The following is a 26,049-nucleotide window of genomic DNA, read 5'->3' as shown; positions in this document are numbered from 1 at the left end:
TTGATAAATACAAATCATTTTCCTCCAATGTTTTTATTGGAGGAAATAGTATTAAGAGAGTAACTCTTTCCTTAATGAAATAATCTCTTTCGCCAGGTCCTGACACAATATTGCATTCATTAAATGATCTTGTGCATGTACAAGAATCAAATTAACCCGTATTTTTCCGCATCCTTCATCCTGACCGATTAAGGCTGTTTGAATCTTGTGAGCTTTAAGACAGGCCTGTTCCGAACTTTTCATCAATTGCTCTACAGCACTCCAGTCCTTTTCACGGGCACGGCTGATTGCCTCCATTGCATCAGAGCGTGCCTGCCCGGAATGTATCAATAACTCCATTACGGTCTCTTCATTTGCAAACATGAATCACTCCTGTCATTCCAGAGAAAGTAGATTGTTATTTATTCAGAAAGGGCGACATTTACTTTGTTAGAAGCAATAACAAAAGGTAAATATATTAATGTCGCAACGCCAAGACATAAAAAACCAACAAGTAAGGCTAGCCAGTTACCTCCCGTCCCCAGAAATGCGATTAATGGCCCAGGTGTTGTCCAGGGAACAGCATAAGCAACAGGAGGAATAATCTTCAGGGATACAAAGAAATAGCCGATTACAGAGTTAACAATGGGGACAAGGATAAAAGGCACCATCATAATCGGATTCAGGACAATCGGCAGTCCAAACATGACCGGCTCGTTGATATTGAAAATACCGGGAATGAACGACATCTTTGCCAGATCCCGATATTCAGCTCGCCGTGAAGCAATAAAAATTGCCAATAGCAGCCCCAATGTCATACCTGACCCACCGCAGTTCGCGAAAGCATCATTAATCGACGTCCAGGTGATGGGATAAGGCGCCCCCCATGTTGAACCGTGTTGCGCAGCCCAGGAAAGATTTTCCAGATTCGCTTCAGAAAAAACGGTTTCGCGGATAGCCGATGTGGTATTAGGGCCATGTATGCCAAGAACCCACAGAAAGTTTCCGACGGCGCCAAGGATAATCACCGCAAAGATATTCGTCCCCATGTGTTTAAGCGGAGCCTGAATCAATGTATAAATCAGGTCATTCAGCCCGGCAGGAGAAATCAGCGACAATAAATAGTTCAGCGCTGAAAAGAATATCATGACGAAAAAAATGGGTAACAGCACTTTAAACGATCGGGCTACCGCAGGTGGAACCGCCGCTGGCATGGTTATCGTTATTTTGGGGTTTCTTGCCATCCGACAAAAAATTTCACTGGTCAATAATGCAACAATAACTGCAACAAACAGTCCCTGCGCTCCCAGAAATTTTGTTGTTAAAAAGGCCTGACCATCAATCATCTGGTAAGGGGTATAAACAATAAAAAATGCGCCTATCGCGGTCAAACCACATAAGAGATCATCTTGTTCATAACTAATAGCCATATTTCTTGCGACGAGAAACGCAATCATTATAGACATTATGTTTACAGAGCCATTCATTACCGGTGTAAAGATGGCCTGAGCTTTTTCCAGATTAGGAAACAAGCTGTTAAGGTGCAATAACCCGGCAATAAAGCCATCTGGCGATAATATGGCAAAATTTATTAAAATAATTAGTGAACTTGCCATAATAATAGGAAATGTATAAACAAAACCATCTCTTACAGCGGCAACATGTTTTTGTGAGTTTAATTTTATTGCTATTGGCACAAGAAAGCGTTCCATCCCGCTTTCAAATGAGCGCATTAATCCCATTATAGTCTCCTGTAATTATCCAATATTTCCCGTAAATATAAAGAATCGTTCCCGACCGTGCGCTGCAATAATTTAATTACGTCATCCGCACTAATAAAAAATTGACAGACATTATCAGGAACAAATATTCAGTATGGGTATGCTTTATTCTTCAAGAAGTTTCATGGCAAAATCAAGAACCGATTTACCATTCATCGCGCCATAATCTTTCATATCAATAACAGCCACCGGAATTTTTCCCTGAGCAACTGCCTCAATTTCTGATTTCTGGAAACGAACCTGTGGCCCAAGCAGAATGACATCTGCCTCATTATTTTTTATTTTACCTTTGGCCTCAGCAATCGCGAATGCATTTATATCAACTTCAATATTTACTGTTGTCGCATGTTCAATCATCCGCTTTACCAGCATACTGGTAGACATACCCGCAGCACAGACTAATAATATCTTTTTCATATAAATTACCCATTAATATATTAAATATGAATTATTGCGTTATTATAATATTTAATGCCAAATATACTTTTTGTTACATTGGTCACAGTAAGATATAAGTAAATAGGTTCAATTTAGGCCTGAGAAATGAACAACCATAAATAATCTTCAATAAAAAACACACAACCAATTGTTTTCATTCATATTCAAGAGGTGCAAAAGTGGTATTTCAGGATGTCGCCAGGATGCTTAAAGACAGTATTAACGGATATACATATAATGTAGGAGATCTATTACCGCCAGAAGTTGAACTTGCACAGCGCTACAGTATTTCCCGGAATACCTTACGGAAAGCACTACTTCTCTTAGAAGAAGACGGAATGATAGAGCGTAAACATGGCTCAGGGACATACGTAAAGCAGAAAAGCTTTATCGCACATGTAAATCATATGAATAGTTTTAGTGAGATTGCTCATAACAGCGGTAAAGAAGTTATTAGTCAGATCATGAAGTTTGAGCTTCAGACAGCATCCCCACTCATCTCCAGGGAGCTAAATATAAAACTTAATGACCCTGTATATTATATAAAGCGATTACGTATTATTGATGATAAACCAGCGCAATTAGAAGAAACCTGGCTATCGGTAAGTCGTTTCCCAAAACTCACAATCTCACATATGAAAAAATCTAAATTTTCATATATAGAAAAAGAGTGTGGCATCAAAATCATTGGCACCTTTGAGACGTTTTCTCCGGCATTTCCAACAGCAGAAATTGCCAGTATTCTGCATATAAGTACCAAAGATCCCGTACTGAAAATTCAAACGCAGGCGGTCTGCAAAAACCATCAACCGATTGATTACTCGATTCTGTACTCAAATACATTTGAATTTCAGGTAAAATATTTTTTACCGAGATAAGATGCGTATCGACGAAATAATCAGACAGGGCGTGCCTTCAGAAGAACAGATGCTCCGCCAGAGAATCCCTCCCCACATGCGGTGAGGAGGAAAGCGGCGTTAATCAGACGCCCACGCTCACGCTTTCAGGCAGCGTGCTGCCGCCATCAATCACGTTTTGCGTCCCGGTCAAATAACTGGACTCATCCGACGCCAGGAAGGCCGCCAGTTCACCCACTTCGAGCGGACAGGCCAGACGGCGCATCGGGATCGCTTTCGCCATTTCGGTGAGTACCGATTCAGGATCGTCAGGATTAGACTGACGGGCGATATTTTCCGCCATCGGCGTGCGGACATAACCCGGACAGATTGCGTTCACACGAACGCCGGACTGCGCATACTCCACGGCCAGGGACTTGGTGAGTCCGATAATCGCCGCTTTAGACAGGGCATAAGCCGTTTCGCCTGGATCGGCCACCATATCCCCGGTCACGGAGGACATCATGACGATACGCCCATCTTTGCGTTCAACCATTTCCGGCAGAACGGCTTTTGTGACGTTCCAGACGCCTTTGATATTAATATCGATATGGAAATCGCGATCTTCTTCGCTCATGTCGAGGAAGTTGCCCAACCGGCAAACACCCGCATTGTTGACCAGAATATCAATTTTACCTTCTATCTTTTTCGCGCGCGCCACTGCCGCCGCGACCGATGCAAAATCCCTGACATCCGCTTTGATGGCGGTACAACGATGACCGCGTCCGCCCAGCTCATCCGCCAGTTTTTCCGCCTCATCGGAGATATCCAGCAAAATTAAATTCGCGCCGTGGCGAGCAAACACTCTGGCGATCCCCTCGCCAATGCCCTGTGACGCGCCGGTAATCAATGCCGTTTTGCCCGTGAGTTTACCCATTTCAATGTTCTCCTTTTCAGTCTGTTGCAGCGCATAAGCGGTGCGTCTTATGCGCTACTCTCGTCTCCAGCGAAACTACGATGAAGCCTTACACTCCATTAACATTGAAAATACAGAAAAAACAAATAAGTGCTGCGGAACAGCTCACTAATTAGGGTAAATCTTACGTAAAAGTCCCTAGCTCCTGCCTAAAAGATTAATCAGCTCGCTGCTGCGCTCAATCATACGAAGCGACTCAACATCATTGAGCTGCACCATGCCAACAAACAGCAGATCGGTCACCGAGTTCTGCGCGGTTCGGGTGGACATGGACGAACTGCGCCATTCGGTCTCACCGGATACGGTATCCAGCGTGTAATCGGCCAGCCGCCGCAGCGGAGAGTCCGTCAAAGAGGTGATCGCAATCACCGTCGCCCCCTGCTTACGCGCCGCTTCAGCGCAAAGCACGATCTCCTTTTTCGACCCGCTGTAGGAAATGGCTATTTGCACGTCCCCTTCCTGCAAGGCCTGAGCAATGGTTGCCTGCACATGGGTATCGACCTCGCAGGCCACGCGATAACCAATTTTCATCAGCTTGAAGGATAAATCCCGTCCTACCAGCGCCGAACCGCCGACGCCCGTAATCTGAATAAGCCGGGCCTTGCTGATCAGGTTAATCACCTGCTTCAGGCGATCGAAATCCATCAGACTACAGGTTTCCTCCAGCGCGAACATTTTTTCTCTGTTCAGCTTACGGGCAATCACCTCCAGGCTGTCTTCACTGGTAATCGTACTGTGCAGATGCAGCGCCGTGTCATGTTTCTTTTCCCGGTTGACGCTGTACTCCTCAATGAGCGCCATTCTGAGCTCGGTGAATCCCTTCGCGCCAAGTTTCTGGGCAAATTTCACAATACTGGACTGGCTGACTTCCAGCTGCTTTGCCAGATTGCGGGAAGAAACGGTTTTTAGCTCGCTGACATGGGCCAAAAGAAAGCTGGCAATTTTCTGTTCATTTTCCGTTAACTCTCCCTCTGCATTACGCATTTTCGCCAGATACAACATCGCTCTTCCGCTCCCGTCATCATGGAATCATTAATTCCAACGCACTGTTCGCAGGATAACACAACGCGGGTGAGAATTTGATAGCCCTCACAATATTTGTATTACGATTCAATGATTCTATTGTAAATATTTTTATGGAATATATGATTCCTTGCGTCTTTCATAGCAACAAAAAACTACACACAGAAAAGGATAATCATAATGAAACGTACTCTGAAGTCCCTGGCAATCTTTACTCTCCTCGCAACCAGCGCCAGCCATGCCGCCGTGATCTACCAGGCCAATGACGGATCGAATATCGATCTCTACGGGCGTCTCGGATTCAATATCTCTGACAAGAAATCAGGCGACACCTCGGGCGATTTTGACGCGCGTATCGGTTTCTCCGCCCGCCAGGCGATTAATGACAAGCTGGCCGTTATTGGTTTTACGCAGTATCAGGTAAATGCCGCAGAGTACGCGAACAACATCAGCGCGGAAAACCCGAATGACTTCACCGCGCGTTACGTCTGGGCAGGGATTGATTTTGCCGAATACGGCAAGCTGACCGGCGGGCGCGTGTCATCCGGCCTGATCATGTTCACGGATATCGGCGATGTGTTCGCCAGCTCCGATGTCGCAATGGCCCGCCAGGCAAACTTTGTTGACCCGACGGCGGTACAGGTTTTCCGTCAGGACGGCACCATCCAGTACCAGAACACATTCGGCAATTTTGATTTCTCTACCGCCTATATTCTGGGCAACAACACCTCCGATCTGGATTACGGTTATAATGCCGCCCTTCGCTATACGCTCGATATGGGCGATTTTGGCCGCCTCCAGCCGGTGATTGCCGGTCAGACAGAGAAAGCGAGCCATGACGATACATCCACGCTGTCGGATAATAATGTCGATAAGTACACCTTTTATGGCATCGGCACCCGCTACTACCTGGGCGATTTCATGTTCGGCCTGCTCTATGCCCAGGATAAAGTGACCTACCTCGACGGTTCTGCGGACAGCACCGATAAAGATTACGAAGCAACGCTGGTCTGGAACGTCAGCCCGGACTGGGCGTTACGTACCGGCTATCGCCATCTGAAAAATGAGGACGGCGACGGGCTGAAACTTCGCGATACCACCTTTGAAGCGCAGTACAAACTCACCGTTCGCAGTTCCATATTTGCGTCTTACTCCTGGCGTAATGGTGAAGAAGGGAAAAAACGGACGAACGGCAATGATGTCTCCTTTGGCGGCAGCAACCCGGCTGATGACTATTTCCACCTTGGCTTACGTTACGAATTCTGATTCCCCTTTTCCGGGAGAGTAAAAATGAAGAAATATTTTGTGTCCGCCGCAGCACTGTTGTTTTGCAGCCAGGCTTTTGCCGCTCCGCATCTCTTTATTGGCGATAACGTCAGCGTGCTGGCGGCCCGTTCGGCAAAAGTCAGTATTTTTAGTAAAGACGTGGCGCTGCCAGACGGCGCTCAAAAAATGGTGGTGAAGTTCGACAGTCCGGCAAATCCTGAATCGGTGAACAATAACCGGGGCCGCGTAACGTCTAACCCGTATATCATCTCGTTTAACGCTTCCGGCAATGTGGATCTGCAACTGTCTGCGGGAAAACCGCTGGACGAAAAAGAAGCCAGCCAGATGGCGCAAAAACCGGTATTCACCCTGACGGCAGCCGGGAAACCCGTACCGTTTGATATCAAAATTCTCGACCGTGACAGCATCACCGTGTTCACCGACCTGAGCGCCATCGTCAACGATGACAGCACGATGATACCTTCTCCGGCGCGCTCCGCTTCCCCGGCGGCGTCCGCCACTTCGCATGACCAGCTCTCCCAGCTACAGCAACTGTATCTGAAAGCTGACGACACCCAGAAAAAAGCATTCCTGAAATGGGCGCTAAACCTGTAAGGCTGTAAGTAATATGCAACTTGAAAATATGATTACCGAAGGTGTTAACCGCGCCTCTTTTGAGATTGACCGGGCTTCCACCCTCGATATGTGCCGCATCATTAATGATGAAGATAAAACGGTTCCACTCGCCGTGGAGCAGGTTCTGCCCGAGATCGCCGCGGCTATCGACATCATTTATGCGCAGGTCAGCGCTGGCGGGCGGCTGATTTATACCGGCGCCGGAACGTCCGGTCGCCTGGGTATCCTTGACGCCAGCGAATGCCCCCCGACCTATGGCGTGGAATCAGGCCTGGTTATCGGTTTGATCGCCGGTGGCGAGCGCGCGATACAGCATGCGATTGAAGGCGCGGAAGACAACCGCGAGCTTGGGGTCAACGACCTGAAGACCCTCGCACTCAATGAAAAAGATGTGGTTGTGGGCATTGCGGCCAGCGGTCGCACGCCGTATGTGATTGCCGGTCTGGAATATGCCCGTACGCTCGGCTGCCGGACAGTCGGGATCTCCTGCAATCCGGGGAGCGCTGTAGCAAAGGCGACGGAGCTTGCCATCACGCCCGTTGTCGGCGCCGAAGTGGTGAGCGGTTCTTCCCGTATGAAGGCGGGCACCGCGCAGAAGCTGATTCTCAACATGCTGTCCACCGGCCTGATGATTAAATCCGGCAAGGTGTTTGGCAACCTGATGGTGGATGTTGTCGCCACGAACGAAAAACTCAACGTGCGTCAGGTAAATATTGTGAAAAATGCGACAGGCTGCACCGGGCAACAGGCTGAAGCCGCGCTGATGGCCTGTGGCCGTCACTGCAAAACCGCTATCGTCATGCTACTGAAAAACCTCAACGCAACAGAAGCCAGTCTGCGTCTTGAGCAACATGGCGGCTTCATTCGCCAGGTACTGGAAGAGGAATAAAGCGAATGGCAAAAGAAATCAGTAATGATCTCCTGAATACGATTATCTCCCGGGTCGGTGGCCCGGGTAATATTGCCACCTGCGGGAACTGCATGACCCGTTTACGCCTGGCGGTACATGACAGCGATCGGGTCGATCCGGCGATTAAAACGCTCGAAGGCGTGAAAGGCGTTGTCCTCTCGAATAACCAGGTGCAGGTCATTTTTGGCCCCGGTAAAGCGCAGCGGGCAGCAGACGCCATGAATGCGCTACTGAGCGATAACAGCGGCGCCGTCACGCAGGCGGCAGATATCGCCGCCAAAACCAAAAGCCAGCTAAAAGCGAAACAAACTTCAGGCATTCAGCAATTCCTGTCGAAGTTCGCCACTATTTTTACGCCGCTCATTCCCGGTTTTATTGCTGCGGGTCTGCTGCTGGGGATTGCCACGCTGCTGGGTACGGTATTGCACGTTCCGGCCGATGCGCAAGGTATGCTTCCCGACGCCCTGAACTTTATGAAAGTGTTCAGTAAAGGGCTGTTTACCTTTCTGGTCATTCTTATTGGCTATAACGCCGCGCAGGCTTTCGGCGGCACCGGCGTTAACGGGGCGATCATCGCCTCGCTGTTCCTGTTGGGATACAACCCTGCCGCCACCACGGGCTATTTCTCCGGTATTGAGGACTTCTTTGGCCTGCCGATCGACCCGCGCGGCAACATTATCGGCGTACTGATCGCCGCCTGGGCCAGCGCGCGTATTGAGGGCTTTATCCGACGCTTTATGCCCGACGATCTGGACATGCTGCTGACCTCCATGTTAACCCTGCTGGTCACCGCCGCACTGGCCTACCTGATCATCATGCCGCTGGGCGGCTGGCTGTTCGAAGGGATGTCATGGCTCTTTATCCACCTCAACAGCAACCCGCTGGGCTGCGCCGTTCTGGCGGGTCTGTTTCTTGTTTCGGTGGTGTTTGGCGTCCATCAGGGCTTCATTCCCGTCTATCTGGCATTAATGAGTAGCCAGGGATTCAACAGCCTGTTCCCTATTCTTTCTATGGCGGGCGCGGGTCAGGTCGGCGCCGCACTGGCGCTCTACTGGCGAGCAGAAAAACACAGCGTGTTACGCAGCCAGGTTCGCGGGGCGATTATTCCCGGCTTACTCGGTGTTGGCGAACCGCTGATTTACGGCGTTACGCTGCCACGAATGAAACCGTTTATCACCGCCTGCCTCGGCGGCGCTGCCGGGGGGCTTTTCATCGGCTTAGTGGCCTGGTCGGGTCTGCCGATGGGCTTAAACAGCGCCTTTGGCCCATCCGGTCTGGTGGCGCTGCCGTTAATGACGTCCGCGCAAGGTATTCTGCCCGCAATGGCGGTATATGCCGGAGGAATGCTGATTGCGTATCTTGGCGGGTTTATTTTTACCGCTCTCTTTGGCTGCCGTAATGTGAATCTGGACTAATACCATGAAAATGACATTACTTTTTGCTTCCCTGCTGGCGCTCAGCTGCACCGCCAGCGCCGCGCCATTTCCGGTATTGACTGACGCCGCGCCGGAAAAAGCAGGATTTAATATTGAACGGCTTAACGCGCTGGATAACTGGATAGCGCAACAGGTTGATGCCGGTTATCCGAGCGTTAACCTGCTCATTATTAAAGACAGTCATATTGTTTATCGTAAGGCCTGGGGTCAGGCTAAAAAATATGACGGCAGCGTCCTGATGTCTCATCCCGTCAAGGCAACCACTGACACCCTGTACGACCTGGCATCAAATACAAAAATGTATGCCACGAACTTTGCCCTGCAAAAACTGATGTCAGAGGGCAAATTACAGCCGGACGATCTTATCTCGAAATATATTCCCGATTTTGGCGATCGCCCGGGGGATGCGATTAAAGGGAAAAGCACGTTACGCATTGCGGATCTGCTGCATCATTCCGGCGGTTTCCCTGCTGACCCGCAATACCCGAACCAGGCCGTCGCGGGCGAGTTGTATTCGCAGGATAAGGCCACCACGCTGGAGATGATCAAACGCACGCCGCTGGCGTACCGCCCCGGCACAAAACACATCTACAGCGATGTGGATTATATGCTGCTTGGGTTTATCGTGGAGTCCGTGACGGGCCAGCCGCTCGATCGTTATGTTGAAGAGAACCTCTATCGCCCGCTCGGTTTAACGCATACGGTCTTTAACCCGCTACAGAAAGGCTTCCGCCAACAGCAGATCGCCGCGACGGAACTGAACGGCAATACCCGGGATGGCGTGATTCATTTCCCCAATATCCGCACGACCACCCTATGGGGCCAGGTGCATGATGAAAAAGCATTCTACTCGATGGGCGGTGTTTCAGGACATGCGGGACTGTTTTCGAATACCGGCGATATTGCGGTACTGATGCAGACCATGCTGAATGGCGGTGGGTACGGTAACGTGACGCTGTTCAGCCCGGAAACCGTGAAAATGTTCACGCAATCCTCGCCGGAGGATGCCACGTTTGGTCTCGGCTGGCGCGTTAACGGCAATGCGTCCATGACGCCGACATTCGGCACGCTGGCCAGCGCGCAGGCATACGGCCATACCGGATGGACAGGGACGCTGACCGTTATCGACCCGGCCAATCAGATGGCGATTGTGATGCTGAGCAACAAACCGCACTCGCCCGTCGCCGACCCGCAAAAGAACCCGAATATGTTTAACAGCGGGTTGATGCCGATAGCCACATACGGTTGGGTGGTGGATCAGATATACGCGGCGTTAAAACATGAGTAACCGATAAGGCAGGACTGCCGGGGGCGCTTCGCTTGCCCGGCCTACAAAAAGTCTCTGTAGGCCGGGTAAAACGACGCCGCCATCCGGCAAAAGAAATTACAGCGCCATCAATCTGTCCAGAGACGGTGCGAAGTAATAGCCGCCCGTCACTGGCTTCGTGAAGCGCAGCATGGCGTCACGCTTCCCGTCGGTATCGCCAAACATGCTCAGCAACTGCTGCTCAATATTGTACAGACGCGCGCAGTAAGCGCAGAAATAGAGGCCGTGGGTGCCGCTGGCCGTACCGTATGGCAGGCTCTGGCGCACAATTTTCAGCCCTTTGCCGTCCTCTTTCAGATCCACGCGGGTCAGGTGAGACGTGACCGGACGGTCATCGCCATCGATCTCTTCGTTGGCTTCTTTAGTACGACCAATCATCATCTCCTGGTCGTGAACGCTCATGCGGTTGAGCTGCGTCAGGTTGTGTTCCCAACGCTGAACGAACACGTAGCTGCCGCCCGCATCCACGCCGTCTTTGATGACCGCGACTTCGCGGCGAACCTCTTCTCCCGCCGGGTTTTCCGTCCCGTCAACGAAGCCGCTGAGATCGCGTTCTTCCACCCAACGGAAACCGTGGACTTCTTCCTGCACCTCGATGCACTCGCCAAAAGCCGCCATTGCCGCCTGCGCGACAGAGAAGTTCACGTCGTGACGCAGTGAAAGAATGTGGATCAGCACATCGTACTGGGTTGCTGGCGCCAGACCTTTACCGTAAGGGATAAAATCTTTCAGCTCTTCAGCCCCAACGCCGCCGCTCAGGGCGCGCCAGGTGTTGTTGCCAAATGCGACAACCGCGCCCAGATGCGCGTCAGGGAATTTCGCTTCGAAGGTTGCCAGTTTATCGGCAAACGCTTTGCTGGCCGCACGCAGGGCATCGACATCCCCTTTTACATTGGCTTCAATCCAAATCGCCGCGCGGCAGTGTTCTGGCAAAATGCCACTTTGAACCTGAGACATTGTTCCTCCTGAAAAATAAGAATGCCACGGCTGCGTGGCATTGATGGGCGTATTGTACCCGTTTTTTCAGCGAGGCGGTTTGTTCAGACGCAAATTAACGGCGCCAGATGATTTTGCTCACTTTCCAGTTCTTCAGCGTGTCGTCAGGAGGCATTAACCCTTCCGGGCCGTTCCACTCGCCGGAGAACAGATAGCTAATATGTTGACTGTCCTGTGCTTTACACTCGACCGACGCGCTGTCATCGCCCGTCGCTTTCTGGCAGTTACCGAAGGCTTTGCTGTAAAGGTCGCTAAACGGCGTACCGATTTCGACGCCTGCCTGCGATGGAATATCGCTGTCCAGCACATCAATACGGCTGATGGTTCCCTGGTCGCCATTGATAACCAGCGCAACCTTGTCCTCTTTCATCGCTTCAAAAAAACGCACCACGTTGCCGTTCTGGGTTTTCATTCCGCTACGCAGGCGATAGTCGCCATCCAGCGCGTCAGTAATCGCTTTTTCATCCAGCGGCGTGGAGGCAGTTAATGCCCCAACGCCCTGCTCAGTGACCTCTGTCGACGAGCCAAACCAGTTCCACGGATTCGCAGCAGACCAGTTCACCGACGAGAGGGTTGAACAGCCGCTCAGCACCAGCGGCATTGCGCATAAAATCAAACGCAGCGATTTCATCTCACTTCCTTTCTTTATTAATCAACGTTGTTTGGAGTCCGGTTTCGCCAAAAAGTGCCGTTATTCTTTTACCGGTGCAAAGCAGGCGCGTAAACGACGGTTAGAGAGCAACCAGATAAGCGCGACAATATCGGCCACCACCAGCGCCAGCCCGATGCCGTTTACCGGTTCACCGTACAGCCACAGCACCGGTTGCCAGCAGAGCAGAACGCCCTGCGCCAGAATCAACAAGCCGCGCAGCCCGCGCCACAGCACCGGGAAAGCGTCGCGCCGCCCGCTCAGTAAAAACGCCAGTACCGCCGGGACGCCGGGCAACAACCCCAGCCAGAACGTATCGTGATCGGGATAAAACAGATTCAGCAGCGTATCGCCCTGCTCGCGGGAGGAGCCAGCAATCACAAACAGCACCCAGGTACGCGCCTGAAGCAGCAGCACGCCCCAGAACAGAAAAGGCAGGCGCAAGCGCCCATGACCGTCGTAGTCAGCAGGATGAAACTCAGTACTCTTCATCTTCAATCAGACGCTTGCCCAGACTTAACGCGTCCGAATGTTCATAACCCAGGCGCTCGTACATGCCCAGTACAATGTCGTTGTCTTCCCGCACCATGATTTGGATTTTCGGGCAGCCGCGAGCAATGAGCTTTTTCTCCAGCCGGTTCAACAGCGCGTTGGCGATGCCACGACCGCGAAACTCCGGGTGTACGCCAAGATAATAGGCAGAACCCCGATGGCCGTCATAGCCGCCCATGACCGTACCGACCACCTCACCATTCACCTCAGCGACCAGGAACAGGCTGACGTCATGGTTCAGCTTACGTTCGATATCCATTTCAGGATCGTTCCACGGACGCAGCAAATCGCAGCGCTCCCAGAGGGTGATCACCTCTTCGAAATCTTCCTGGCGAAAAACGCGTATCTCCATGGTATTGAGACCCTTTTCAAGGTTAAAACTCCGATTATGGCGCGAACGACTGATTTAGCCAATATCTGACGCGAAACGGCGAAAAAAATGGCATAATGACGGATTGTCACGTATTGAAATGAAAAGTAAAACAATTCTCATCACGAACAGTCGTAACGGATTACGCGATACGATATAACATCTGGAACTCAATTTTCACAACTCAGGCTGTATGAGCACTTTTAAACCCTTAAAAACTCTCACATCGCGCCGCCAGGTGCTGAAAGCCGGGCTGGCGGCTCTGACGCTGTCGGGCATGTCGCACGCCATCGCTAAAGAAGAAGCGCTAAAGACCAGTAATGGTCACAGCAAACCGAAGGCCAAAAAAGCAGGCGCCAGACGCATTGTTGTTCTCGATCCCGGCCACGGCGGTATCGACACCGGCGCGATTGGTCGCAACGGCTCGAAGGAAAAACACGTCGTGCTGGAGATCGCCAAAAACGTGCGCGCGATTTTGCGCAACCAGGGGATTGATGCGCGCCTGACACGCACGGGCGACACCTTTATTCCCCTGTACGATCGCGTGGAAATCGCCCACAAGCACGGCGCGGATCTGTTTATGTCCATCCACGCAGATGGCTTTACCAACCCCAGCGCCGCAGGGGCCTCGGTGTTTGCGCTTTCTAATCGCGGCGCCAGTAGCGCCATGGCGAAATACCTCTCCGACCGTGAAAACCGCGCCGATGAAGTCGCGGGGAAAAAAGCGACCGATAAAGATCATCTGTTGCAGCAGGTATTGTTCGATCTGGTGCAAACCGACACCATCAAAAATAGCCTGACGCTGGGATCGCATATTCTTAAGAAGATCAAGCCGGTGCATCGTCTGCACAGTCGCAATACGGAACAGGCGGCGTTTGTGGTGCTAAAATCACCGTCAATTCCCTCCGTACTGGTAGAAACCTCATTTATCACCAACCCGGAAGAGGAGCGTCTGTTAGGCACCACCGCATTCCGGCAGAAAATCGCCACCGCGATAGCCAATGGCGTGATCAGTTATTTCCACTGGTTTGATAACCAGAAAGCACACTCGAAGAAACGGTAATCATGAAACCCGATGCACAACGCGTAAAACAGTTCCTGCTCAGCCTTCAGGATGATATTTGCCAGCAGTTAGCCGCCGTTGATGGCGCTGATTTTGTTGAAGATAGCTGGCAGCGCGACGCGGGTGGCGGCGGGCGCAGCCGGGTACTGCGTAACGGCGGTGTCTTTGAGCAGGCTGGGGTAAATTTCTCCCATGTTCACGGCGACGCGATGCCCGCCTCCGCGACGGCACACCGCCCGGAGCTGGCTGGGCGCAGTTTTGAAGCGATGGGCGTGTCGCTGGTGGTGCATCCGTTGAATCCGTACATTCCAACCAGCCATGCCAATGTTCGCTTTTTTATTGCGGAGAAGCCCGGCGCGGAGCCGGTCTGGTGGTTTGGCGGCGGTTTCGACCTGACGCCCTATTACGCGTTTGAAGAGGATGCCATTCACTGGCACCGCACGGCGCGGGATCTGTGCCAGCCCTACGGCGAGGACGTCTATCCGCGCTATAAAAAATGGTGCGACGATTACTTTTTCCTGAAGCATCGCGATGAGCAGCGCGGCATTGGCGGGCTTTTCTTCGACGATCTGAACACGCCGGATTTCGACAGCTGCTTTCGCTTTATGCAGGCGGTAGGCAAAGGCTATACCGATGCTTTTCTGCCAATTGTCGAGCGGCGTAAAGCAATGGCCTGGGGCGAGCGCGAGCGTCATTTCCAGCTTTATCGCCGGGGCCGCTATGTGGAGTTTAATCTGGTGTGGGATCGCGGCACGCTGTTTGGCCTGCAAACGGGCGGACGCACCGAGTCCATTTTGATGTCGATGCCGCCGCTGGTGCGCTGGGAGTACGACTGGCAGCCGGAAGAAGGCAGCCCGGAAGCGGCGCTGAGCGAATTTATCAAAGTCCGCGACTGGGTATAATTTACCTGGCCGCGTTTTTGCCTGATGACAGCTAACGCCTTATTCGGCCTACAACTGCAACGGTAGCGCCCGTAGGCCGGATAAGACGCAAAGCGTCGCATCCGGCACAATAATGTCATCACATCCACTGACGCATACGCTGATGCAGCGTCAGCGACGGTTTTTCGGCAAACAGCTGCTGGTAATCGGTCGCGAACTGCCCCAGATGCCAGAACCCCCACTGCATTGCCGCCTCTTTGACCGTCGAACTTTGCGACCACGGACTGATCAGCTCCCGCCGCACCGCGTTTAATCGAATCCGCTTCAGCCACGCGTTCGGGCCAATCCCCAGAATCGCGTGAAACGCGTTTTGCAACGTGCGGCGGCTGACGTGCAGCTGATTGCACAGATCGAGCACCGTCAGCGGCTCCGACATATTCTCCAGCACGTATTCCCGCGCGCGGGACAGCAATTTTCGATAGCTCTGATGGCTGACGCTTTCTGCCGTTATAATCGGCTGCGCTTCTTCCAGCATCGTCCCCATCGCCAGCAGCAGGTTGTCCCCCAGCACTTTACGCACCGCATGCTGATGCAGGTTTTCCGGGTTTTCGCTGAACGTCGCCAGCGCCTGCTGGACAAAGCCCCACAGCGCCGCTTTATGCTGCTCTTTCACCTCCAGCGCAGACTGGTTACGCAGCATATGCAGCACCCTTTCCGGGTGATGCAGGAAATTGGCCTGCCGGGTAAGCACCTCCTCCGAGACAACCACGCCAAGGATGGTGTAATCATCCGGCGTGCTCAGCTCAAACTCCGTCCCGCCAGGACGGGTGGCGATCTCCGCGCTGCCAATGCACTGCGTGCCGATAAAACCTTGCTCGCCGCGCGTTGCCGGAATACCGAACCAGAAGGAGTTCGGCCAGACCAGGCAAGACTGACGCAGCGCCAGACCGGTGTACTCACGGAAAACCTGAATTTCATCCAGCAGTATTTCCGTAAATTCCCCATGAAATTTACCGGGATGCAGCTGATCGTAAATCTGCTGCCAGGCAGTTATCGTCAGGGCGTGTTCATAGACGTCCGTTGTCAGCCGCTGGTGAACATTATCCACCTCAACCAGAGGCGTAAGTTTAACGTCTTCGGGTAACGCTTCATGATAAAGATGGTGCAAGTTTGCTGTACGAGTCTTTTTCATGATCTTCAAAGCCGGGGCGCAACGTCCCCGGCACCTCCGACAGGTTATACTTTCTTCAGACGATAGCGACTACTGCGTTTACGCAACGCCCCGTCAGAAAAGAGTTGCTCCAGCGCATTTCTGGCGCGCTCCAGTGACCAGCCAAAATGCGCGGCCACCTCCCCTGCCGTCATTCCCTGACGTACTGATGCTAATAACGCCAACAGCACTTCTGAGGATTCAGAGGTAACAGGCGCATCTGGCGTCTTTCCGACTTTCGTTGGCTGGCGCTTAAAGCCGCCGATCAGCCATTGGGTGTCGTCTTCCGGCCGCCCAATTTCTTTGCGGCTGATAACACGGCCCGTGCGTTGTGCTGCGGCGCTTCCGGCATCCAGCGCCGCGCGACACGCCGCCAGATCGCCCTCCACCACCAGCGTCAGCCTGCCGGGATCGAGCACTTCGTGGCTGAGCAATCGCACATTGGCGGCTTTCAGCATGGCGTCCGCCGCATCAACGGCGGCAACCATGCCATCCACTTCCAGTAATCCCAGTGCATTGATCATCGCTACCTCTCTTACGCGCGCTGGACGGGATTACGGGCAATATCCAGAACGGCATCGGTAAAGGCGTTGCAGGCGGCTTTACAGGCGGCCTGGCTCCCCGTTAAAAACGCCGCAGAGTAGTTGGTTTCTGACGGCGGCGGCACGTAGGTCACCAGCTGGACATCGGCGGATTTCATCGCCGCATCAATGCCAAACGTCGCTTCCAGCGGCGGCGCCACCAGATAGGCGATAGGATCGCCCAACGCGATGCCTGAGGTTGATGAGAGATAAGACCCGGTACGCGAAACCACATGCGCCAGGAATGCAGTATCTTCCGCATCGTTGGCCCACTGGAACGCTGCGCCGCCTTCAATATGCGCCACCATCGCATCCAGACCCGCCCGCACTTCCGCCGGGTTCGGGCCGCCCAACATAATCAAGACTTCACCGGCCGTCGGCGACGGCCCGTGGGCCGCTCCGGCATACAGTGAACGGCCATACACCACTTCCACCATCGCCTGTTTTGTCGCTTCGTCTGCCGCAATATACGTTACGTCATCAGAGTCTGCCGTGATGAGACCGAGGCTACGTATATGTGACGGTAATTTAAGCTCACGCGCGAAACCGTCATTCACCGAGGCAATCACGCGCATTGCGGTGACCGACGGTCGAATCAAATCTAATGCTGGCATGTTGCCTCCTTAACGGGTCATATTGATGCCGGATGCTTTCTGCTCCAGCATACGTTTCGCCAAATCCACAATTACCGCTGCGGCTTCAACTGGCGGCGTGCCGCCCTGGTGAATATTCGAAATACAGGTACGATCCGCTTCAACGGTGGTTGCCACCCGTGGTGAGTAAACCGCATAGCAGGAGAGGCTTTCCGACTGACCTAAGCCAGGACGCTCGCCCACCAGCAGAATCACCACTTTCGCGCCAAGAATTTCGCCGATCTGATCTTCAATCTTCACGCGGCCATAGCGTACAAAGAACGGCGTCCCGACTTTCAGCCCCGCCTGTTTCAGGCCAGAGAGCAGCGGCGGCAGGATCTCTTCATAGTTGGCGGTAATCGCATCCGTCGATAAACCATCGGAAATCACCACCTGGACATCCGGGCTGGCGACACACTGCGCTTTCAGCGCGTCAATGGCCTCCTGGCTCAGACGACGCCCCATATCCGGGCGGGTCAGGTAGAGGTTTTTGTCGCTGATTTCCGAACGCACTTCCAGCAGCCCCTGTGCTTTCACCCACTCTTCCGGCACCTCTTTCAGGACGGTATCTTTCGAACGCGAGTGATCCGCCAGGAAGCGCAACAGCGCCAGGGTGCGCGGACGTGGGCCAGCGCGACCGGTACACACGCGCGCAGCGGTGCTGCGGCGCAGTTCGGCCAACACATCCGCGCGATGCGGATTCTCCACGCCTACCCAGGCTTTCGCCTCAGCCGCTCCTAAATCCAGCGCGCAGCTTTCCGCCGCTGAAGGCGCTGAAGGTGCGGCACATTGTTTAGCGCTACAGGCTGGCGCGGATTCTGCGGGGGCCTGCGGCTGCGACTCGCCCATTGACGCCATTACACTGCGTACAATTTCTTCAATCTGTTTTTGATCCATCGTATGTCATCCCCGCGTCATCAGAAGAACAGTGACGGATCGCCCGCCCGCTTGGTCAGGCGACCGTTTTCCATAATGCCCATCGTTTCCAGCCAGCGCTCAAACTCCGGCGACGGACGCAGGTTGAGTAACTGACGTACCGTTGCAGTATCGTGGAATGCGGTGGTCTGGTAGTTGAGCATGATGTCGTCACCGAGCGGCATGCCCATAATGTAGTTACAGCCTGCGGTGGCGAGCAGAATCATCAGGTTTTCGTTGAGGTTCTGATCGGCGTCGGCGTGGTTGGTGTAGCAGCAGTCGCAGCCCATTGAGATGCCGCTCAGCTTGCCCATGAAGTGATCTTCCAGACCGGCGCGAATAATCTGCCGGTCATTGTAGAGATACTCCGGCCCGATAAAACCGACCACCGTATTCACCAGGAACGGATCGTAGTGCCGCGCCAGGCCGTAGTTACGCGCTTCCATCGTCACCTGGTCGGCGCCGAAGTTGGCTCCAGCCGAAAGCGCAGAACCCTGCCCGGTTTCAAAGTACAGGCAGTTTTCCCCGGCGATACGGTTGAACTCCGCGCCGACCGCACGCGCTTCATCCAGCATCGCCAGCTCCACGCCGAACTCTTTTAATCCTTTTTCGCTGCCGCAAATACTCTGGAAAATCAGCCCGCCCGGCGCGCCGCGACGAATGGCTTCAATCTGAGTGGTGACGTGCGCCAGTACGCAGCCCTGCGTCGGAATATTGAACTTGTCGATCACCCCGTACACGGTATCCAGCACGCGACTTAAGTTTTCCACGTCGTCCGTTACCGGGTTAACGCCAATCACCGCATCGCCCGCCCCGAAAGAGAGCCCTTCATAGATTTGCGCGGCGATACTCTGTACATCGTCACGGGTATCGTTCGGCTGCAAACGGCAGCTAAAGGTGCCCGGAATACCGATGGTGGTATTGGCCTTTTTGATCACCGGCATCTTCTTACCACCGTAGATCAGGTCGGCGTTGGAGCAGATCTTCGCGACCGCCGCCACCACTTCCGAAGTCAGCCCTTTACGCGTAAACGCAATGTCATCCACGGAAGTTTCATCACTCAGCACATATTCGCGCAGCTCACTGATGCTCCAGTTTTTAATGCGGTTATAGGCCGTTTCATTGACGTCGTCCTGAATCAGACGCGTCACGCAGTCCTCTTCATAGGAAATCACCGGGTTGTTGCGAATATCCGCCACCGACATTTCCGACAACACCTGTTTCGCGGCAACGCGCTCCTGTGAGCTTTCAGCCGCAACACCTGCCAGCACATCCCCCGAACGCAGTTCGTTGGCTTTTGCCAGCACCTCTTTTACATCCTTAAACTGATAAACATTGCCGAACAATGTGGTCTTTAGTTTCATAAGTCGTTCCCTCAGGAAGGAAATGCGAGTGATTTCACCGTCACCGGCACAACCGATCCGCCAAAAAGAGGCGTACCAATGTCGATATAGTCCCCCGCCCGGACGCTCACTTCGTCAATGACCGCCAGCGGGTGTTGCTGTAACTGTGGGCGCAATAACATGCCCAGGGCTTTGCCAAAGTCCTGCTCGGCCACCACCAGCAGGGGATGCGGATTGGGAAAACGCGCGGTAAACGCCAGCAGCGCGTCGATGACCGTGAGTAATGCCGCGTAGCGCACCGGAAGCCGGGCGGGAAGCGCCAGCACGTATGCGTCAGTGCCAGGGTCGAGATCGAGCTGAGTCAGCGCCTGTTCCCAGGCGGCCACCAGTTCACTTTCATCTTGTGGAATCGCCACCGGCAGGTTGCGCAGCGGAAGCGCCACCCCCTCCAGCCAGATGGTGCTGCCGGACAGCGACAGCGTGTGCGCCCCCGCGCCAATCACCGTGGCGCGCACGGTTTGCGTCGGAAACTGCACGTTCATCTCACGCAGGCGCGGGTGCTCATGCAGCGCCGTCGCCAGCAGCGGGCCGACATCAGAAAAGCAGAACGGATCGGCAGGCTGATTGCGGTAGCACTCCCCGACTCCGCCGGAAAGGGTGATCACCTCCGGTTTCACCCCTGCGGGCAGTAATCCGGTTTGCATCAGCGCCTGCGCCAGCGGCGAAGGCTCGCCGTCAATAATTTCGACAATCAAATCCGCCATCCGCCGCACAACCTGCGCCAGCTGCGTGGCATTGAGCGAGCGGGCGTCAGTGCCCGCGCCGAACACCGCCTCAACGATCATCTGCCCCGGTTTATGCGCATGCACCACCCGCCCCTGACCGTCCGTTTCCAGCAATCTGCCGCCCACGTTCAGACAGGCGGAGCCGCTCACTTTTCCGGCGTCAAACAGAACATAGTTCGAAGTGCCGCCGCCGATGTCGATGTTGAGCACGCGGCACAAACGCTGTTCAGACAGGGTCTGCGCCCCCGCGCCGTGCCCGGCAATCACCGATTCCAGATGCGGCCCGGCGCTGGCGACGACAAAATCGCCGAGAGACTGCGACAGCGCCATCACTGCCGGACGCGCATTGCGGGTTTTCGCGCTTTCGCCGGTAATGATGATCGCCCCGGAATCCACCGTCTCCGGCGCAATCCCCGCCGCCTGGTACTGAGCCAGAATCAGCGCCTTAAGTTCGGCCTCTTTCAACCCGCCCTGCTTATCCACAGGGGTAAAAAAGACCGGGCTTTGCCAGCTAATTTCACGTTTGATAAATTCGTAGCGCGGCACCTGCGACACTGCCGCACGGTTAACCAGCTCAAGGCGTGAGAAGATCACCTGAGTGGTGGTGGTGCCGATATCGATACCGACGCTCAGTAGCTGGCGAGTGTTCACGACTGCGCCTCCACTTCCGTTTCTGCCGGAACATCTTCATCTTTGGGCACCAGCATCATCGCCACGCCAATCGCCGTCACGCCGCCGATCAGCTTGCCGACAATCATCGGGAAGATCATCGCGTTCATGTTGGCGGCCGCAAAGCCTAAGTGGTCGCCCAGCGCAAAGGCAGCGGAGACCGCGAAGGCGCAGTTGATCACTTTGCCGCGGGTATCCATCTGTTTCATCATGCCGAACATCGGAATATTGTTCGCCAGCGTCGCGACCATGCCGCCTGCCGCCATATTGTTGATTTTTAACAGGCCGCCAACGCGCATCAGCGGTTTTTCAAACCAGCGGGTCAGCAGAAGCACCATCGGATAGGCGCCGAGCAGAACGCAGGAGATGGAGCCGATCACTTCAATGGCGCGCATCACTTCGCCAGGCTGGTCGCCAGGGGACATGAAGATCGGGTCGAGGCCTGGGATCAGCTCCCATCCCAGCAGGAATTTAATCACCGCAGCCGCCAAACCAATGGTGATCAACGCCACCAGGAATTTAGCGAAGATCTGGAAACCGCTGATCATTTTCTCCGGGATAAATTTCAGCCCCAGCGCAACCAGCACCGCAACGATGATCACCGGGATCATGTTCATCAGGATCAGCGCGAAGGTGAACTCCACCGGTTGCCCGTTGATCTCCACGCCGGAGTACATCGCCACTAAACCACCGGCGATACAGCCAATGGGAATGGTAACAATTCCCGCCAGCACGCCCAGCGCCAGGTAGCGGCGGTCAGACGGCTCGATAATGCCGAGCGCCACCGGAATGGAGAAGACGATCGTCGGCCCCATCATCGCTCCCAGGATCAGACCGGAGTACAGCCATGCCGCCACATCGCCGCCCGCCAGTTCTTTGGCGAGGAAGAAACCGCCCATATCGCAGGCCAGCAGCGTTCCGGCGAACATCGACGGGTTCGCGCCGAGCATTTCATACAGCGGGATAATCACCGGCCCGAGCAGCTTCGCCAGCACCGGCGCCAGGGCGGTCATACCGACCATCGCCAGCCCCAGCGCGCCCATCGCCATAAAACCTTCTTCAAACTGACCGCCCGACCCCTCGATGCTCTTACCGAATTTACCGAGAAAACGCGCCGAACCGCCAAACTGCGACAGGATCCTGTCCACGGCGGCAATCAGCATAAAGAACATCATGATGTACATGATGATTTCGTTAATTCCCATAGCCCTATCTCCATTTGCCAGGTGTTTCGTAGGCCTGATAAGCGCAGCGCCATCAGGCAATAGTGCCGCGTTTTTGCCGGATGGCGGCGCGAACGCCTTATCGGGCCTACATCCTGGTATGCTTTATTGTGCCGCCGCGTACAGGTCGATAATCTGTTCCTGTGTGGCGGTTCGTGGGTTACTGCGAATACAAATGTCCTCCAGCGCGCCTTGCGCCCACGCGCTGTAATGCGCGGACGTCGCGCCAACATCGGCGAGGCGTTTTGTCAGCCCGGTTTCAATAATCAGTTCGCTAACTGCGCCGATCGCGTCGCGATCGTCCGCTTTCTTGTTGAGCAACGCCCGGCCGATATGGCTGAACCGTTCGCGACACACCATGCGGTTAAATCCCATCACCGTCGGCAGCAACATACTGTTCGCCTGGCCATGCGGAATATGCAGCGTCGCGCCCGGCTGGTGCGCCATCGCATGACACAGCCCCAGCCCCGCGCTGGAAAAGGCCATCCCCGCCATGCAGGACGCCAGCAGCATGTTTTCCCGCGCCGCCATGTCATGCCCGTTCCCCACCGCTTTCGGCAGCGACTTGCCGATCATCGCAATAGCGCCAATCGCCAGGCTGTCGGTAAACGGCGTGGCATTCAGAGCGCTATACGCCTCAACCGCATGGGTCAGCGCGTCAATCCCGGTCATCGCCGTTACGTGAGAAGGCACCCCTTCCGTCAGCGCCGCATCCAGAATGGCGACGTCCGGCATCAGCGAGGCATGCGCCAGAACCTGCTTGCGCCCGCTTACCGCATCAATAATCACCGTCACGTTGGTGGTTTCCGACCCCGTCCCCGCCGTCGTCGGCACGGCAATCAGCGGCAGACGCGGGCGCAGTACGCTCTGCGCCGTCATATCCGCCAGCGTCTGCCCTGGGTTGGTAAAGAGCAGCGCTACGGCTTTTGCCGCATCCAGCACCGAGCCGCCGCCAAACGCCACCACGCCGTCACATTTTGATTCGCGCAGCTGCGCGACCGCCGCGCAAACGTCAGTGATGGAAGGTTCTCCCACCGGGCAGGGCCAGATGCTCATCGCCACGCCTTTCATCGCCAGACTCCGTTCAAGCCCGGCGGTCATCCCTGCCTGATGCAGAAAACTGTCAACCATGACAAACAGATGCGTCAGCCCGCGCGTTTGCGCTTCCTGCCCGCAGGCGCTAAGCGCCCCCAGGCCGCACAGCGTGACGGGCGGAACGCTGAACGTTTTTATCCGTTGCAGATTCAGGGTATCGAATGCCTGAAAGAGCGCGGTCTGCAATTCACTTTGCATAGATCCCCTCCGCTTTTTCTTTCCCGCTGTTGGCAATCGCCAGCGGCGTCATAAACAGGCTGTGTTCAGGTAAATGCACCCGCAGTTCCGGGAAACGTTTACGGAATAGTTCATCCACGCCCGGTTGCATACAGGAGCCGCCCGCCAGCCACAGATCGGCTATACCTTGCCCTTCGATATGCCGGGCAACAATCTCCGCCATCTTTTCGTACACCGGTTTTACCACCGGCCAAATCTCCCGGGCGTTGCTGCGCTTGAACTGCTCAGCGTCTTCCAGTTCGATGCGGCGGTTTCCGGCCAGCGTCAGGGAAATATGGTGTCCGCCGGTCGCTTCATCAGCGGAGTAAGTCACCTTGCCCTGCTTCACAATGGCGATCCCCGTCGTACCGCCGCCGATATCCACCACGCCCGCGTTATCCAGTCGCAGCAGATCCGCCACGGCGGTCGGCTCATCCAGCACATGGCTGACCTCCAGCCCGGCGGATTCCAGAACATTGATGGAGATACGCGGGTCGGTGCCTGGCGGAAATGAGGTCGCCGCGTGGGTGAACTGGCAGCCAAGCTGGCGTTCGAGCGTGTCGAGATGGCGACGCACGATGGTGACGGCGCCGAAGAAGTCCCAGACGATGCCGTCACGCACGACGTCAGCCCAGTCCAGACAAACGGCGACTGGCTGCGCGTCGCGGTCGACAACCATCGACACCACATCGCACGTCCCTAAATCAATACCCAGCCACAGCGGCGAATCGCTGGCGACGGGATGCTGATTACATAGCTCAGCGGCTTTCTGGAGTCTCGGCGTCAGCCAACGTTGTTCATCGTGCGCCATCTCTTTTCTCCTTATAGACAGTCTGCTGGGCCGGAATCAGACAATGCGAAACGCATCCACCAACACGCAGCGACGCAGACGCACGAAGGTGCGCGCGCTGGTCACCCCTTCCCCGGTTGGCGTAGTAATGGTCATGGTGGTCCAGCCTTCGCCGCCCAGACCCAGCCCGGCGATACACGGCCCGTTCTTGACGAAGATGCTGGTATCAATGGCGTTTGCCATCCGGTTCATGTTGTCGATGTTGCGCGAGTGCATCGCCGCCGTATGGTGGCAACCGCCTTCCAGCGTGACCGCCAGTTCAATGGCCTCTTCTACGTTGGCAACCCGCACCACCGGCAGTACCGGCATCATCAGTTCCGTGACCGCGAACGGGTGCGTGGCAGGCGTTTCCACAAACAGCAAGCGCGTTTGCTCCGGCACCGTCAGCCCAATCGCGGCGGCGATTTTGGCGGCGTCACGCCCAACCCAGTCGCGGCTGACCGTTCCTTTGCCACGCTCGTCGATATTTTTCAGCAATACCGGCTGAAGCTGTTCGGCCTGTGCGGCGGTGAGTTTCACCGCATGCTGCCCTTCCATCAGGCGCATCAGTTCATCGGCAACGCTATCGACAACAATCAGCACCTTCTCGTCGGCGCAAATGATGTTGTTATCGAAGGATGCGCCTTTGACGATGGACTGCGCGGCACGCGCCAGGTCAGCGGTTTCATCCACCACCACCGGCGGGTTCCCGGCGCCTGCGGCAATCAGACGTTTGTTGGTGTGTTTACGCGCGGCCTCAACGACCGCTTCGCCGCCGGTCACCACCAGCAGGCCGATACCGGGATATTTAAAGAGGCGCTGGGCGGTTTCGATATCCGGGTTCGCAACGGTCACCAGCAGGTTAGCCGGGCCGCCTGCGGCAACAACCGCCTGGTTAAGCAGCGTAATGGCGCGCTGAGAAACCTTTTTCGCCGCCGGATGCGGCGCAAAGATCACGCTGTTGCCTGCGGCAATCAGGCTAATGGCGTTGTTAATCACGGTTGCCGCCGGATTGGTGGACGGCGTGACCGACGCCACAACCCCCCACGGCGCATTTTCAATTAAGGTCAGACCGTTATCGCCGGTCAGTACCTGCGGCGAGAGGCATTCCACGCCCGGCGTACCGCGCGCCTGCGCCACGTTTTTCGCTAATTTATCTTCGACGCGTCCCATGCCGGTTTCTGACACGGCAAGTTCCGCCAGTTCTCTGGCGTGCTTTTCACCCGCCTCACGTATCGCATGAATAGCGAGCTGGCGCATGGCCACGCTCTTCAGCCCCTGCTGAGCCACTTTCGCTGCGGCAACGGCGTCATCCAGGGAGGCAAAGACGCCCATTTCATGAACGGCGGCGGCAGGTTGACTGCTGTCTTTCATTTTCAGCAATACCGCTTTTACCACCTGTTCAATATCCTGTTGATTCATGATGTTCAGT

Annotated in this window: 27 protein-coding genes; 8 read left to right on the top strand and 19 right to left on the bottom strand. The window is 54.8% G+C overall.

The window, feature by feature from the left end:
* Positions 1-51: 51 nt before the first annotated feature.
* The 3 genes from OGX80_RS16970 to OGX80_RS16960 all read right to left on the bottom strand — a co-directional run bounded on the left by OGX80_RS16970 (position 52) and on the right by OGX80_RS16960 (position 2,177).
* Entirely contained in the window at positions 52-363 is a 312-nt protein-coding gene (locus tag OGX80_RS16970) for a PTS lactose/cellobiose transporter subunit IIA (RefSeq protein WP_115181307.1), read from the bottom strand.
* Positions 364-401: 38 nt separating this feature from the next.
* On the bottom strand, positions 402-1,721 hold the full coding sequence (locus OGX80_RS16965) for a PTS sugar transporter subunit IIC (RefSeq protein WP_115181306.1): 1,320 nt from the start codon (positions 1,719-1,721) through the stop codon (positions 402-404).
* A 144-nt stretch (positions 1,722-1,865) separates the two neighbouring features.
* On the bottom strand, positions 1,866-2,177 hold the full coding sequence (locus tag OGX80_RS16960; RefSeq protein ID WP_115181305.1) for a PTS sugar transporter subunit IIB: 312 nt from the start codon (positions 2,175-2,177) through the stop codon (positions 1,866-1,868).
* Between the two features lie 200 nt (positions 2,178-2,377).
* Here OGX80_RS16960 and OGX80_RS16955 point away from each other — a divergent pair, with 200 nt between their 5' ends.
* Positions 2,378-3,076, top strand: coding sequence for a GntR family transcriptional regulator (locus OGX80_RS16955; protein ID WP_071258021.1), 699 nt, complete (start codon positions 2,378-2,380; stop codon positions 3,074-3,076).
* A gap of 103 nt (positions 3,077-3,179) precedes the next feature.
* On the opposite strand, the gene ucpA is transcribed toward OGX80_RS16955, so the two are convergent.
* Together ucpA and murR are read right to left on the bottom strand one after the other, a co-directional pair.
* Positions 3,180-3,971 carry an SDR family oxidoreductase UcpA gene (gene ucpA, locus OGX80_RS16950; protein WP_012131356.1) on the bottom strand — a complete coding sequence of 264 codons (792 nt, stop codon included), beginning with the start codon at positions 3,969-3,971 and terminating at the stop codon, positions 3,180-3,182.
* Positions 3,972-4,148: 177 nt separating this feature from the next.
* On the bottom strand, positions 4,149-5,012 hold the full coding sequence (gene murR / locus OGX80_RS16945; protein ID WP_012131355.1) for an HTH-type transcriptional regulator MurR: 864 nt from the start codon (positions 5,010-5,012) through the stop codon (positions 4,149-4,151).
* A gap of 201 nt (positions 5,013-5,213) precedes the next feature.
* On the opposite strand from murR, the gene OGX80_RS16940 reads away from it, so the two are divergent.
* The 5 genes from OGX80_RS16940 to pbp4b are packed head-to-tail and all read left to right on the top strand — an operon-like array spanning position 5,214 to position 10,569.
* A complete protein-coding gene (locus OGX80_RS16940; RefSeq protein ID WP_012131354.1) occupies positions 5,214-6,299 on the top strand; it encodes a porin in 1,086 nt (361 codons plus the stop codon).
* Between the two features lie 24 nt (positions 6,300-6,323).
* The gene (locus OGX80_RS16935; RefSeq protein WP_115181304.1) at positions 6,324-6,914 is read left to right on the top strand and encodes a DUF2057 family protein; all 591 of its coding nucleotides are present in this window, start codon (positions 6,324-6,326) and stop codon (positions 6,912-6,914) included.
* A 13-nt stretch (positions 6,915-6,927) separates the two neighbouring features.
* On the top strand, positions 6,928-7,824 hold the full coding sequence (murQ, locus tag OGX80_RS16930) for an N-acetylmuramic acid 6-phosphate etherase (RefSeq protein WP_115181303.1): 897 nt from the start codon (positions 6,928-6,930) through the stop codon (positions 7,822-7,824).
* 5 nt (positions 7,825-7,829) lie between these two features.
* On the top strand, positions 7,830-9,260 hold the full coding sequence (gene murP / locus OGX80_RS16925; protein WP_060815889.1) for a PTS N-acetylmuramic acid transporter subunit IIBC: 1,431 nt from the start codon (positions 7,830-7,832) through the stop codon (positions 9,258-9,260).
* Positions 9,261-9,264: 4 nt separating this feature from the next.
* The gene (gene pbp4b / locus OGX80_RS16920; RefSeq protein WP_047462148.1) at positions 9,265-10,569 is read left to right on the top strand and encodes a penicillin binding protein PBP4B; all 1,305 of its coding nucleotides are present in this window, start codon (positions 9,265-9,267) and stop codon (positions 10,567-10,569) included.
* 96 nt (positions 10,570-10,665) lie between these two features.
* Here the strand turns inward: pbp4b and yfeX are convergent, their stop codons facing one another.
* The 4 genes from yfeX to OGX80_RS16900 form a co-directional block, all read right to left on the bottom strand.
* Positions 10,666-11,565: a porphyrinogen peroxidase gene (gene yfeX, locus OGX80_RS16915; protein WP_101744324.1), complete on the bottom strand. Its 900-nt coding sequence runs from the start codon at positions 11,563-11,565 to the stop codon at positions 10,666-10,668.
* 94 nt (positions 11,566-11,659) lie between these two features.
* Positions 11,660-12,235, bottom strand: a complete 576-nt coding sequence (locus OGX80_RS16910) for an RpoE-regulated lipoprotein (protein WP_024130133.1) — start codon at positions 12,233-12,235, stop codon at positions 11,660-11,662.
* 60 nt (positions 12,236-12,295) lie between these two features.
* Complete coding sequence (locus OGX80_RS16905; RefSeq protein WP_104868370.1) at positions 12,296-12,745, bottom strand: DUF2919 domain-containing protein; 450 nt, start codon at positions 12,743-12,745, stop codon at positions 12,296-12,298.
* The gene (locus tag OGX80_RS16900) at positions 12,732-13,157 is read right to left on the bottom strand and encodes a GNAT family acetyltransferase (protein ID WP_012131345.1); all 426 of its coding nucleotides are present in this window, start codon (positions 13,155-13,157) and stop codon (positions 12,732-12,734) included. The genes OGX80_RS16905 and OGX80_RS16900 overlap by 14 nt, the downstream gene beginning before the upstream one ends.
* Before the next feature lie 211 nt (positions 13,158-13,368).
* Here OGX80_RS16900 and amiA point away from each other — a divergent pair, with 211 nt between their 5' ends.
* Both amiA and hemF read left to right on the top strand, forming a co-directional pair.
* Positions 13,369-14,238 (top strand): N-acetylmuramoyl-L-alanine amidase AmiA, encoded by an 870-nt coding sequence (gene amiA / locus OGX80_RS16895; protein ID WP_071258031.1) that lies wholly within the window; start codon positions 13,369-13,371, stop codon positions 14,236-14,238.
* 2 nt (positions 14,239-14,240) lie between these two features.
* Positions 14,241-15,140, top strand: a complete 900-nt coding sequence (gene hemF / locus OGX80_RS16890) for an oxygen-dependent coproporphyrinogen oxidase (RefSeq protein WP_101744322.1) — start codon at positions 14,241-14,243, stop codon at positions 15,138-15,140.
* Positions 15,141-15,258: 118 nt separating this feature from the next.
* On the opposite strand, the gene eutR is transcribed toward hemF, so the two are convergent.
* The 10 genes from eutR to OGX80_RS16840 all read right to left on the bottom strand — a co-directional run bounded on the left by eutR (position 15,259) and on the right by OGX80_RS16840 (position 26,039).
* Positions 15,259-16,311, bottom strand: coding sequence for an HTH-type transcriptional regulator EutR (gene eutR / locus OGX80_RS16885; protein ID WP_047462135.1), 1,053 nt, complete (start codon positions 16,309-16,311; stop codon positions 15,259-15,261).
* A gap of 44 nt (positions 16,312-16,355) precedes the next feature.
* Complete coding sequence (gene eutK, locus OGX80_RS16880) at positions 16,356-16,853, bottom strand: ethanolamine utilization microcompartment protein EutK (protein WP_115181302.1); 498 nt, start codon at positions 16,851-16,853, stop codon at positions 16,356-16,358.
* 11 nt (positions 16,854-16,864) lie between these two features.
* Positions 16,865-17,524 carry an ethanolamine utilization microcompartment protein EutL gene (gene eutL, locus OGX80_RS16875; RefSeq protein ID WP_047462132.1) on the bottom strand — a complete coding sequence of 220 codons (660 nt, stop codon included), beginning with the start codon at positions 17,522-17,524 and terminating at the stop codon, positions 16,865-16,867.
* A gap of 9 nt (positions 17,525-17,533) precedes the next feature.
* On the bottom strand, positions 17,534-18,439 hold the full coding sequence (gene eutC / locus OGX80_RS16870) for an ethanolamine ammonia-lyase subunit EutC (protein ID WP_115181301.1): 906 nt from the start codon (positions 18,437-18,439) through the stop codon (positions 17,534-17,536).
* Positions 18,440-18,459: 20 nt separating this feature from the next.
* Entirely contained in the window at positions 18,460-19,821 is a 1,362-nt protein-coding gene (eutB, locus tag OGX80_RS16865; protein WP_012131337.1) for an ethanolamine ammonia-lyase subunit alpha, read from the bottom strand.
* Between the two features lie 11 nt (positions 19,822-19,832).
* Positions 19,833-21,236, bottom strand: coding sequence for an ethanolamine ammonia-lyase reactivating factor EutA (eutA, locus tag OGX80_RS16860; RefSeq protein WP_047462125.1), 1,404 nt, complete (start codon positions 21,234-21,236; stop codon positions 19,833-19,835).
* Positions 21,233-22,459: an ethanolamine utilization protein EutH gene (eutH, locus tag OGX80_RS16855; RefSeq protein WP_047462122.1), complete on the bottom strand. Its 1,227-nt coding sequence runs from the start codon at positions 22,457-22,459 to the stop codon at positions 21,233-21,235. Before eutH ends, eutA begins: the two co-directional genes overlap by 4 nt.
* Before the next feature lie 123 nt (positions 22,460-22,582).
* The gene (eutG, locus tag OGX80_RS16850; protein WP_012131334.1) at positions 22,583-23,770 is read right to left on the bottom strand and encodes an ethanolamine utilization ethanol dehydrogenase EutG; all 1,188 of its coding nucleotides are present in this window, start codon (positions 23,768-23,770) and stop codon (positions 22,583-22,585) included.
* A complete protein-coding gene (gene eutJ, locus OGX80_RS16845; RefSeq protein WP_012131333.1) occupies positions 23,760-24,599 on the bottom strand; it encodes an ethanolamine utilization protein EutJ in 840 nt (279 codons plus the stop codon). The genes eutG and eutJ overlap by 11 nt, the downstream gene beginning before the upstream one ends.
* 36 nt (positions 24,600-24,635) lie before the next feature.
* Positions 24,636-26,039, bottom strand: a complete 1,404-nt coding sequence (locus OGX80_RS16840) for an aldehyde dehydrogenase family protein (RefSeq protein ID WP_047462117.1) — start codon at positions 26,037-26,039, stop codon at positions 24,636-24,638.
* Positions 26,040-26,049: the final 10 nt, after the last annotated feature.

The sequence above is a fragment of the Citrobacter sp. CK194 genome (assembly GCF_030333395.1).
In the GTDB taxonomy this organism is placed as follows: domain Bacteria; phylum Pseudomonadota; class Gammaproteobacteria; order Enterobacterales; family Enterobacteriaceae; genus Citrobacter_B; species Citrobacter_B koseri.
The sequence above is the reverse complement of the archived record's forward strand: the minus strand, read 5'-3'. Positions and strand labels throughout refer to the sequence as shown.

Coding starts and splice junctions, on each gene's coding strand:
- hemF (WP_101744322.1), top strand. CDS start 14,241: ATGAAACCCGATGCACAACGCGTAAAACAGTTCCTGCTCAGCCTTCAG.
- eutL (WP_047462132.1), bottom strand. CDS start 17,524: ATGCCAGCATTAGATTTGATTCGACCGTCGGTCACCGCAATGCGCGTG.
- ucpA (WP_012131356.1), bottom strand. CDS start 3,971: ATGGGTAAACTCACGGGCAAAACGGCATTGATTACCGGCGCGTCACAG.
- eutB (WP_012131337.1), bottom strand. CDS start 19,821: ATGAAACTAAAGACCACATTGTTCGGCAATGTTTATCAGTTTAAGGAT.
- OGX80_RS16960 (WP_115181305.1), bottom strand. CDS start 2,177: ATGAAAAAGATATTATTAGTCTGTGCTGCGGGTATGTCTACCAGTATG.
- eutH (WP_047462122.1), bottom strand. CDS start 22,459: ATGGGAATTAACGAAATCATCATGTACATCATGATGTTCTTTATGCTG.
- OGX80_RS16935 (WP_115181304.1), top strand. CDS start 6,324: ATGAAGAAATATTTTGTGTCCGCCGCAGCACTGTTGTTTTGCAGCCAG.
- OGX80_RS16965 (WP_115181306.1), bottom strand. CDS start 1,721: ATGGGATTAATGCGCTCATTTGAAAGCGGGATGGAACGCTTTCTTGTG.
- OGX80_RS16840 (WP_047462117.1), bottom strand. CDS start 26,039: ATGAATCAACAGGATATTGAACAGGTGGTAAAAGCGGTATTGCTGAAA.
- murQ (WP_115181303.1), top strand. CDS start 6,928: ATGCAACTTGAAAATATGATTACCGAAGGTGTTAACCGCGCCTCTTTT.
- pbp4b (WP_047462148.1), top strand. CDS start 9,265: ATGAAAATGACATTACTTTTTGCTTCCCTGCTGGCGCTCAGCTGCACC.
- eutR (WP_047462135.1), bottom strand. CDS start 16,311: ATGAAAAAGACTCGTACAGCAAACTTGCACCATCTTTATCATGAAGCG.
- OGX80_RS16905 (WP_104868370.1), bottom strand. CDS start 12,745: ATGAAGAGTACTGAGTTTCATCCTGCTGACTACGACGGTCATGGGCGC.
- eutG (WP_012131334.1), bottom strand. CDS start 23,770: ATGCAAAGTGAATTGCAGACCGCGCTCTTTCAGGCATTCGATACCCTG.
- amiA (WP_071258031.1), top strand. CDS start 13,369: ATGAGCACTTTTAAACCCTTAAAAACTCTCACATCGCGCCGCCAGGTG.
- eutK (WP_115181302.1), bottom strand. CDS start 16,853: ATGATCAATGCACTGGGATTACTGGAAGTGGATGGCATGGTTGCCGCC.
- murP (WP_060815889.1), top strand. CDS start 7,830: ATGGCAAAAGAAATCAGTAATGATCTCCTGAATACGATTATCTCCCGG.
- OGX80_RS16900 (WP_012131345.1), bottom strand. CDS start 13,157: ATGGAGATACGCGTTTTTCGCCAGGAAGATTTCGAAGAGGTGATCACC.
- OGX80_RS16940 (WP_012131354.1), top strand. CDS start 5,214: ATGAAACGTACTCTGAAGTCCCTGGCAATCTTTACTCTCCTCGCAACC.
- eutJ (WP_012131333.1), bottom strand. CDS start 24,599: ATGGCGCACGATGAACAACGTTGGCTGACGCCGAGACTCCAGAAAGCC.
- OGX80_RS16910 (WP_024130133.1), bottom strand. CDS start 12,235: ATGAAATCGCTGCGTTTGATTTTATGCGCAATGCCGCTGGTGCTGAGC.
- murR (WP_012131355.1), bottom strand. CDS start 5,012: ATGTTGTATCTGGCGAAAATGCGTAATGCAGAGGGAGAGTTAACGGAA.
- eutC (WP_115181301.1), bottom strand. CDS start 18,439: ATGGATCAAAAACAGATTGAAGAAATTGTACGCAGTGTAATGGCGTCA.
- yfeX (WP_101744324.1), bottom strand. CDS start 11,565: ATGTCTCAGGTTCAAAGTGGCATTTTGCCAGAACACTGCCGCGCGGCG.
- OGX80_RS16970 (WP_115181307.1), bottom strand. CDS start 363: ATGTTTGCAAATGAAGAGACCGTAATGGAGTTATTGATACATTCCGGG.